We start from the raw sequence: 449 nt of genomic DNA on the forward strand, positions 1-449 counted from the left end.
ACATACATACCTAAAGTACACTCGGGCATCCATAGAGATGAAATTCCGTTATGCGGGAAGTCTGTAATTGTTTTAGTTTCATTTCTATATACAAGCAGTGCGGGAATATCCTTATATGTAAACGCTGGTAAATCGAATGATTCATATTCACCACTTTTTAATTGTTCCACATATTTTTCAACGTCTACGCTTTTTAATTCTTTTGTCTTATCTATGTCACACCCCAAAAGACTTATTAGGGAAATACAAAAGATTAGGATTTTCAAGGTTTTCATTGTTCAATATTTTATTGATTCTTATTAACTAAGATGGTTTCCGGTTTAAATTAGTTGCATATTTAAACTTGGGCATACCGGTTGGCAATATGGCAAGAGGCGGAATGCGGGCTACGTCCTTATCCACTGTTATAAAATTTTATGCGGGGCAGCCATTTTCACATAAACACCAAC

At 35.2% G+C, this 449-nt stretch carries 1 protein-coding gene; it reads right to left on the reverse strand.

What is annotated here, in order from left to right; translation table 11 throughout:
• Nucleotides 1–275: DUF4943 family protein (locus tag C6366_RS21070; RefSeq protein WP_146164944.1), on the reverse strand; the 275-nt coding region annotated here is incomplete at its 3' end.
• Nucleotides 276–449: the final 174 nt, after the last annotated feature.

It is taken from the genome of Desulfonatronum sp. SC1 (assembly GCF_003046795.1).
Taxonomy (GTDB): domain Bacteria; phylum Desulfobacterota; class Desulfovibrionia; order Desulfovibrionales; family Desulfonatronaceae; genus Desulfonatronum.